This is a genomic window from Actinosynnema sp. NPDC059335, from assembly GCF_042752395.1.
Lineage (GTDB): Bacteria > Actinomycetota > Actinomycetes > Mycobacteriales > Pseudonocardiaceae > Actinosynnema.
In genome coordinates, this window is the sequence record NZ_JBHYXZ010000252.1 from 1 (window position 1) to 7,470 (window position 7,470).

A 7,470-nucleotide genomic window follows, 5' to 3' on the forward strand; every position below is an offset into this window, starting at 1 on the left:
CGCCCGGTACCGGGCGCGCCCTTCGTCATGCCTGGTCAAACGATACCGGTCAAGCCGGTGATGGCTGTCTGGGCAAAGTCCTGGGCTCCCGCCGCGAGGCCGGCGACCGCTCCGGTGGCAACCGGGGCGAGCACGCCGCGCAGGGCGGTGATCGCACGGCGCACGCGGCCCTTCTCCGGTTCGGGCTGGGTGACCTCGGTAAGGATGTCGTTGCCCGCGGCCTCGGCGTCCTGGAGATCCTGCTCATCGAGGCCGAGCTGGGGAAGCTGGCGCAGCAAGTCCGTAACGAACTTGGCCAGCTCCTCGTAGCCGGGGGCGACGGTGCTGGTGGTGTGCTGCTGGTTCTGGGTGACGGTGTCGTTGTTCCAGGCGATCTGGGCGCCAGAGACATCGCCGTTGAACACGGGCCCGTTGTAGTTGTTGACCGTCGCTCCGCCGACCTGAGGCAACTCGGGCATGTCGGCTTCCACCGCAATCCGGATCGGGCGCTTGTCGAACTCGCGCTGAAGGTTGCGGGTGAACTTGTCGAGTGCCCGGCGATCGATGCCGTCTCTGGCCACAGTGGCCTCCTGTCCTGGGTGGTGCCGATCCGCCGAACGGTACGCGCCACCTCCGACATCGTCGGTCGACCGGATTCCGGCGTCGGGCTTGTGGCGCCGGGTCGAGCAGAGGAGAGGACAGCTTCGACGCAAGTCGCCGGGATGGTCCTGCCCACCGTCGCAGCCGAGCCCTTGGGGCGGCGGCATGGCGGTGTGGTTCGTCACGGATCGCACCGCCACCCATCCGAGGCGTGTATCAGTCCAGTTCCTCGAAGGTCACCGTGATGTCGTCGTCGTAGCCGTCGACCACCAGGTACCAGCGTGCCTTGTAGGGCACTTCGATGGTCAGGGGCGTGTAGTCGAAGAAGCCGCCGTAGTACTGGTAGGCGCGTCCGCGCTGGTAGGCGGAGAAGTTGCCACGGTCGACCAGGAAGACGTTCGCGGCCGAGCCGTCCAGCTCCACCTCGAAGGACGTGCCGCCGGCGCAGGATCCGAGATCCCAGTAGAGGTACTCCACGCGGTTCACTACTACACCAGGGCCCCGGGCGGTAAGAGCGGTGGAGCGGACGGCCCGCATGCTCCGGGCGTACGCGGTGGCCATGCGTATCGTCGTCGATCGTGGATGACTTCTCGCGGTTACTGCGCTTGTTGTCGTTGGTGTTCTGGTCGGAGGGCTCCCAGGTCGGTCTGCGGTTCGACTCGACAGCGGATCAGGAAGCGTGGGACCGCCAAGCCGACGCGGAGCTCGACTGGCTGAGGATCGTGCCCGGGAACGAGGATGCCGGCCGCGATTTCGGTGTCGCCTTCCACGAGCTGGGCTCCTGGTACGCGGGCGCGGTTGAGCATCATCTGGCGCCGAATGACGAGGACGACACCGACGACCAACCTCGACGCGACGCGCGTGGCCTACCGACGCTGGTGGTGGAGACGCTGCACATGCTGCCGGCTGAGTTCCGGCCGGTCCTGGCGCGGATCATCATCGGCTCGCTGGAGTTGCACCGCGCGGATCCCGAACGCGTCCTGGCGCGGTGGTTGGAGGACGTCGAGGCCACCGCCTGGCGAGTGCTCGTCGACCGGCGCGAGGACGCGGACTTCACAGCACCTCGGTGACCGGCTCCCGGTCTGGCCTGTCGGTAGCGCGCGCCGAAAAAACAACGATTGGCCGTGTTAGCGCTGGTCAGGAATGCGAGATGACTCGTGGAGGCACGGTAGGTCGGTGAGGCCCCGGCTCCGTCTGCTGGGAGAGCGTCGTGAGGATGTGCCCGTCGTTGATCTTCTAGACGGGTGGTGCTGCGGTGTCGACGAGGTTCTTCTCCGATGCGGAGGTCAGGCGGCTGCGGTCGTGGCCGGAGGAGTTGGGCCGGGACGAGTTGATCCGTCACTTCACCCTCGGCTCGGACGACCGTGCCTGGTTGGAGGGTGCTGCCAGGGGCTCGGGCAACCGGATCGGGATGGCGATCCAGCTGTGCGCGTTGCCCTGGTTGGGGTTCGTGCCCGATGACGTCGCCGCGGTGCCGGCGGCCGCGGCGAACAGAGTGGGGGTGCAGTTGGGGATCCCGATCGCGGACCTGGCCGGGTACGGCGCCCGTGCGCAGACCCGCACCGAGCATCTGCGGGTGGCCGCGGACCGGTTGGGATGGCGCACCGCGGGCCGGGCGGAGTGGAAGGACTTGGAGGAGTTCCTGCTGGCGCGGGCGATCGAGCACGACGCGCCGAGCGTGCTGTTCCGGTGGGGTGCGAGTACCTGCACTCGGCGAAGGTCGTGCGGCCGGGTGTGGTCTCGTTGATGGAGCACATCGCCGCCGTCCGCCGCTCCGCCGTGGGCGAGGTGTTCGGGCGGGTGGAGCACCTGCTGTCCGGGGCGCGTCGTGCGGAGTTGGACGGGCTGCTGGTGGTCGAGGAGGGCATGTCGGTCTCCCGGTTGGCGTGGCTGCACCGCGGCGCGATCAGTGCCTCGCCGATGGCGATCCGGGGCGAGTTGGACAAGCTGCGGTTCCTGCGTGGGTTGGACGCGCACCGGTTGGACCTGTCGGGGTTGCCGGAGGCGCGACGGCGCAGGTTGGCCGGGGTGGGGCGGCGCGCGAGCAACCAGGCATTGGCCCGCCGTGGGGAGGACACGAGGTTCCCGGTGCTGCTGGCGACGGTGGCGGAGTGTTCGGTGGAGGTGCTCGACGAGCTGGTGCAGATGTTCGACCAGGCTGTCTCCGGGACGGAGGGCCGGGCGCGGCGCAAGCTCGACGAGCTGTTGGTCGCGCGGGCCAAGGCCTCGGAGCGGAAGCTGGATCTGCCGGAGGAGATCCTCGCGGTGGCGGTGGACGAGGCGGTCGCCGACGTCGAGGTCGGCGCCCGGCTGCGGTCCTCGAACTCGGCGACCGCGCCGGCCGGATCACCGGCCTCACTGTGGACCGGAGTGGCGGAGTGGCAGCTCGCCTGGCCGTTCACACCGCTGACCGTGGACGACCTGGACGAGTTCATCGGCAGGTGGGCGGGATGGTTGGCCACAGCCTCGAACGGCAGGCTGAGCCACCCCAGCTCGATGCCCGAACGGCGCCCGGAGAACAGCTTCCGTCGTCGTTGACCACCGACTTCTGACATGCGCGGCCGCAAGTACCGGCCAGCTGGCCGGCTGGTCGCACCGAACATGACCGAACTGTCCGCCGTGCCGGCGCACCGCAGCTGTGCGCCTCCGTCACAGCGTCCTAGCCGCCAGCCAGGACGCTGTGACGGAACTCGACCTCGACAAGCCGGAGCGCGATCCGCACCCGCGGCCGCTTGGCCGTTCTGGAGTCATGAGGTCGACGGCGGCCTGGACAGGTAGTCGAAGTGAGGGTCGAGCTCGACGAACTCGTCGGCTGTGTCGCGGAGCTCGCGGCTGACGGCGTGCTTCCAGGACACGACCCGCACTCCGAGACCACGCCCCTGCAACGAGCGGATCGTGGGCAGGAAGTCGCCGTCACCGGCGGCCAAGACTGCCATGTCCCCCTTGTCGGACTTCATGTAGGTGAAGGAGTCCTCCAGCATCTTGGTGGCCAGGGCGGTATCGACCTGCTTCTCCTTGTTGGTGAAGACGCTGCGGTCGAAGGTCACCACCTCGAAGTCGGCGTCACGGACCTTCTGCCAGATGCTGTCGTTCTCCGGTGGTCTGGAGCCGAACAGGATCGATCTGCCCACGAACTGGTCCGGTGGACAGAGCAAGTCATAGAACTTGCCGAAGTCGTAGGTCCAGGGTGCGGTGATCTGCCGTGCCATCGCGGTGCGGACGTCGGGTGCCAGGCCGGTGCGGACCGCTTGGATTCGTTGGCCCTCGATCCAGATGTTGGAGTTGTCGACGTAGACGTACAGGGTCATGGGAGTGCCCTTCTTGTAGTGGGGAAACGCAGGTTCAGCCGCAGACGAGCTGCCGAATCTGACGCAGCAGGTCCTCGGCTTCGGAGCCGCCGATGGACCGGAGAGTCTCGTCACCCCGGTCGCTGGGGCTCAGGACCGCCTTGATGACGTCGGCGACCGGACTGCCCAGCAGGTAGAGCCGCACCACGTCCTCCTGGTTCGGCGGAAGCTCCTGGGGCAGGTGTCCGAGACCGTGTGATTCGAGGGCCCGACTGATCTCCGTGCGTACATGTACCCCGAGCCGACCCGCCCCTTGGATCTTCTTGAGCGTGTCCATCGTGGTCTTACGCAGTCCGTCGTTGTTCGCCACTGCGGTGCGCAGTGCCTCGTAGCTGTCCACCCGACCTCCATGATTAGTTGCTGATCTCTACTAAAGATGAAGATTAAAGATTTTCCACTGACTCCACAAGGGCCATCCGGTCTAGTCGATTTTCAAAAACGATCCATTTCGAGAAGACGACTGAGGGCGCCTCCGCGACAATGCGCACGGGCCGGTTTCCTTCTCACAACCCGTTCTCACTCAAACTGTGTCGGCACCTGGTTGTGAGAAATGTTTGTGAGAAGATTCCGGGGTGAGCAGCGAGCCGGAACCCGCCATCCCATCCGATGCCGACGACGTCGAGCGCCACCCGTGCCCGCGCTGCGCGGTGCAGCCGGGCTCGCCGTGCCGGTCCCGCTCCGGCGCGGTCGCCACCACCTACCACACCGGCCGGTTCACCAAAGTGCCGCGACTGGCCAAGCTGCTGCGCGTACCGGTCCCCGCCGACCGCTCACCGGGGCAGCCGTGGCGGCCAGGCACCCCGCCCCCGGCGCCAATCCCCGACGACCGCCCGGCCGCCGACATCCGCATCGGCTACGCCCGCTGCTCCCACCTCACCCAGGAACTGCGCACCCAACTCGACGCCTTGACCGCGCACGGCATCCCGGCCGACAAGGTCTTCGCCGAGAAGGTCTCCACCCGCGTCCGCGTCCGCCCGGAGTTCGAGAACGCCCTCGACACCTGCCGGCGGATCAAGGCCCACGCCCCGCACTGCCGGGTCATCCTCACCGTCTACGAGATGAAACGCCTGGGACGCGACTCCGCCGAGCTCACCGCGCTGGCCGACCACCTCACCGCCCACGGCATCGCCCTGGAGATGCTCGCCGGACCCCTCACCGGCATCTACGACCCGTCGGGCAGCGGACGGATGCTGTTCGCGTTCTTCGCCGCGATGGCCGAGACCGAACGCGAGAACATCCGCGAAGCCACCCTGGAAGGACTCAGCACCGCCGCCCGCAAGGGCAACCACGGAGGACGACCCCCGGTCATCACCGAAGACATGCTGCACACCGTGCTGCGCCGCCGCGCCCGCGGCGAGTCCGTCGAGGACATCCGTCCCGACCTGATCATCCCCACCGGCAAGAACAAAGGCCGCAACCCCAGCCTGGCCAGCATCTACCGCGCCCTGGCCGACCACGAACGCCGCCAACGCCACCCCGACGCCATCGCCCAGGCAGAAGCCGAGTTCGCCGCCACGCACGCCGATCCTTGATCGGACGCTCCATCACTGCTGGTCAGGCCCCATCGGTCCGATTCCCGGATGCCTACAGCGACCCTCAGGGCGCGAAGTCAGGGGTCGAGGCAGGTCATGGGGCTGGGAGGAAGCCCAGGGGTGAGGTGGGCGTTGTTGCCGCTGAGGGTGATCGAGCCGTGCTCGAAGGTGATGGTGCCGTCGAGTTGGTCGCCGAGGGTGCGGGTGGGGCGGCCGAGTGGTCCTTGGGGGCCGCCGTGGGTTCGGTAGAGGTACCAGGCTTCTCGGCGTAACCAGACGAAGCGGCCGTCGGGTGAGGTGACCATGGCGCCGGGGGAGTGGCGGCTGCCTTCGAGCAAGACGAGCTGTGCCGGGCCGCAGGGGATGGGGTCGCTGGTGGGGTAGCCCTGCTTGTCGGCGGCGGTATTGGTGAAGAAGTCGGTGTAGTCGTGGAAGTAGCGGCCTGCCATGACCACAACGCGGTGTTCGTCGAGGGCCATGATGCGGCTGTTGACCGCGCGGCCGCCCCGCAGGTCCTGGCTGTAGCCGGGTTTCCACTCGTGGACGTAGCCGTACTGGTCGGGTGTGGGGCAGCCGAGTTCGTCGCGGCCTCCGGCGCGGGTGTAGGCGGCGCGGAACGGCGCGGTCCAGCGCGAGTCGGCACCGACCCCGATGTCGTCGCATCCCGGGACGGCGATGCCGGTGGAAGTCGGCGATGACATCGGGGGTGCGGCGGCGGAGAGCATGGTCATGGCGACCGCCAACCCGGTGACGGCGGCGAGGGCCAGCGGGCTGCGGTGGCCGAGGGCGGCAGTAGTGGGGGAATTCTCGGCCGGTGGGGATGCGGCGAGCGTGGCGTCCTGCGCCAGGCCCGACCGGTCGGACTCGTGCGGCTCGGTGGCACCGCTGGTGAGGGCTTGCCGCTTCCCAGGCTCGTCCCGGCGTGAATACGCGGTGTCAGCGGCTTCCCATCGGGTGCGCCACTTCTCAGGGTCTTCGCCGCAAGCCTGCACGATGCCGCGCGTGATCTCCCAGGTGGGACGACGCGCGCCCCGACATGCCTGGGAAATGGTCGGTTCCGAAACGTGGATCAGCGCGGCGACGGCCTTGTAGGTGCGGTCGCCGATGAGTTCCTGCAGGTCGGTCGCCAACCGTCTGAGCTCGGGCGGGCCCGGCATCTCCTCGGGGGCTGTCCTGTCGCGGGGCATGGGAGAGTCTCCTGGGAAAGTCGTTCCGTACAACATAAAAAGTACGTTTGACCTGCGGGTTTGTACGGTCGATCCATTGGTAGGACTGGTCGCGACGCACCACCGAGGGCGTCTGCCCGAGCCCTTCGCCCCGACCCGGCCAGGCCGGTGGGAGAGACGGGCTCGGCGATCACGAGAAGGGATGCTCCATGACCAGGACCGGAGAAACCAGACGACCCATCCGGCGCCGCCCGACGATGCGCGCGGCGGCATTGGCGTTGTGCGCGGCAGTCATGGGGTTGGGCTCGGCGCTTGCGGCACCGGCCGCGCAGGCGGCCGGGACGGGCTACAACAACACCGATCCCTACGCCACCGGCTGCAACGTCGGGGCCAGCCCGATCCACTACTACTACCCCCCGGGCGGGGGCCGGTTCACCATGTTCTACTCCGGCAACTGCGGCACCAACTGGATCCAGTGGGACGGCCCCAACGTCTGCACGTGGAAGCGCGTGCAGTCCGCCTACGGCAGCTGGACCAAGTGGGAGAGCGACCACGCCACCTGGTCGTACTCGATGCAGATCTACGCCCCCGGCACCACCTCGGTGGACGTCGAGTGGGCGGTCGGCAGCACCGAGTTCGGAGGCGGCAGGTGCTTCGCCGGTGCCTGGGACTACGCACACGAGGTCGGCAAGCACGGCTGGTACACCGTATGACCTGAACGGCACCCGATACGGCGGAGCGGGGCACCTTCAAAACCTGGAGGTGGGCCGGCCCCGCCGTAAAACCCCCGGTAAAAAACGCGGAGTTGTTTTTTTGGGGGTTGGTTAGGGGTGGGCCGGGGTTGCT

At 68.0% G+C, this 7,470-nt stretch carries 10 protein-coding genes; 5 read left to right on the top strand and 5 right to left on the bottom strand.

Annotation, left to right across the window (positions count from 1 at the left end):
* Positions 1-35: 35 nt before the first annotated feature.
* Both ACFXGA_RS38665 and ACFXGA_RS38670 read right to left on the bottom strand, forming a co-directional pair.
* Positions 36-764 (bottom strand): hypothetical protein, encoded by a 729-nt coding sequence (locus tag ACFXGA_RS38665; RefSeq protein WP_378097682.1) that lies wholly within the window; start codon positions 762-764, stop codon positions 36-38.
* 31 nt (positions 765-795) lie between these two features.
* Positions 796-1,065, bottom strand: coding sequence for a DUF1883 domain-containing protein (locus ACFXGA_RS38670; RefSeq protein WP_378097684.1), 270 nt, complete (start codon positions 1,063-1,065; stop codon positions 796-798).
* Positions 1,066-1,157: 92 nt separating this feature from the next.
* Between ACFXGA_RS38670 and ACFXGA_RS38675 the strand changes: the two genes are divergently transcribed.
* The 3 genes from ACFXGA_RS38675 (at position 1,158) to ACFXGA_RS38685 (ending at position 3,117) form a co-directional block, all read left to right on the top strand.
* Positions 1,158-1,649 (top strand): hypothetical protein, encoded by a 492-nt coding sequence (locus tag ACFXGA_RS38675; RefSeq protein ID WP_378097686.1) that lies wholly within the window; start codon positions 1,158-1,160, stop codon positions 1,647-1,649.
* Positions 1,650-1,834: 185 nt separating this feature from the next.
* Positions 1,835-2,326 (top strand): DUF4158 domain-containing protein, encoded by a 492-nt coding sequence (locus tag ACFXGA_RS38680; RefSeq protein WP_378097688.1) that lies wholly within the window; start codon positions 1,835-1,837, stop codon positions 2,324-2,326.
* Entirely contained in the window at positions 2,269-3,117 is an 849-nt protein-coding gene (locus ACFXGA_RS38685; RefSeq protein WP_378097690.1) for a hypothetical protein, read from the top strand. Before ACFXGA_RS38680 ends, ACFXGA_RS38685 begins: the two co-directional genes overlap by 58 nt.
* A gap of 209 nt (positions 3,118-3,326) precedes the next feature.
* Here the strand turns inward: ACFXGA_RS38685 and ACFXGA_RS38690 are convergent, their stop codons facing one another.
* Complete coding sequence (locus ACFXGA_RS38690) at positions 3,327-3,887, bottom strand: NYN domain-containing protein (RefSeq protein ID WP_378097692.1); 561 nt, start codon at positions 3,885-3,887, stop codon at positions 3,327-3,329.
* A 34-nt stretch (positions 3,888-3,921) separates the two neighbouring features.
* Positions 3,922-4,266 (bottom strand): hypothetical protein, encoded by a 345-nt coding sequence (locus ACFXGA_RS38695; protein ID WP_378097695.1) that lies wholly within the window; start codon positions 4,264-4,266, stop codon positions 3,922-3,924.
* A 232-nt stretch (positions 4,267-4,498) separates the two neighbouring features.
* Between ACFXGA_RS38695 and ACFXGA_RS38700 the strand changes: the two genes are divergently transcribed.
* A complete protein-coding gene (locus tag ACFXGA_RS38700) occupies positions 4,499-5,458 on the top strand; it encodes a recombinase family protein (protein ID WP_378097698.1) in 960 nt (319 codons plus the stop codon).
* Between the two features lie 77 nt (positions 5,459-5,535).
* Here ACFXGA_RS38700 and ACFXGA_RS38705 read toward each other — a convergent pair whose 3' ends face one another.
* Positions 5,536-6,588, bottom strand: coding sequence for a helix-turn-helix domain-containing protein (locus tag ACFXGA_RS38705; RefSeq protein ID WP_378097701.1), 1,053 nt, complete (start codon positions 6,586-6,588; stop codon positions 5,536-5,538).
* 245 nt (positions 6,589-6,833) lie between these two features.
* Between ACFXGA_RS38705 and ACFXGA_RS38710 the strand changes: the two genes are divergently transcribed.
* Positions 6,834-7,337: a hypothetical protein gene (locus ACFXGA_RS38710; protein ID WP_378097703.1), complete on the top strand. Its 504-nt coding sequence runs from the start codon at positions 6,834-6,836 to the stop codon at positions 7,335-7,337.
* The last annotated feature ends 133 nt before the right edge of the window (positions 7,338-7,470 follow it).